Origin of the sequence: Vibrio sp. 10N.286.46.A8, assembly GCF_041470165.1 — a bacterium.
GTDB classification, from domain to species: Bacteria; Pseudomonadota; Gammaproteobacteria; order Enterobacterales; family Vibrionaceae; genus Vibrio; species Vibrio tasmaniensis_A.
In genome coordinates, this window is record NZ_JBFRLX010000368.1 from 1 (window position 1) to 494 (window position 494).

The window sequence follows — 494 nt, forward strand, 5'->3', positions numbered from 1 at the left end:
TGGTTGGATTTCAGATAAATTCGGTCGTAAACCAACACTGCTTATTCTAACGATTGGTCTTGCTGTGGGTTACTTCGCAATGGGTCAAGTAGACAGCACATGGCCAGTATGGCTAGCGGTTGTTGCTGCAATGGCGTGTTCTTTCTTCGTACAAGCAGGTGAAGGTGCGGTGTTTGCAACAGTACCTCTGATTAAACGTCGCATGACAGGTCAAATTGCGGGTATGACTGGCGCTTACGGTAACGTGGGTGCGGTGGTTTACCTAACTGTGCTTTCATTCGTAAGTTACCAAACCTTCTTCTTAGTGATTGCAGGAACAGCGGTGCTTGGCTTTGTGACTCTACTGTTCATGGAAGAGCCTAACGGTCAAATCGCCGAAGTAAATGACGACGGCAGTGTCACGCTGATTAATGTTTCCAATTAGTCTCAGTGCTATGAAGCATTGATATTATTGAATCGGGAGTGGTACCAAGGTGTGTTTCACCACTTTGGTA

Annotated in this window: 1 protein-coding gene; it reads left to right on the plus strand. The window is 46.2% G+C overall.

Annotated features, from left to right (window positions below; genetic code table 11):
* Positions 1-424, plus strand: a 424-nt coding sequence (locus AB4232_RS22480; RefSeq protein WP_372088072.1) for an MFS transporter, incomplete at its 5' end; no start/stop codon positions are given.
* Between the last annotated feature and the right edge of the window lie 70 nt (positions 425-494).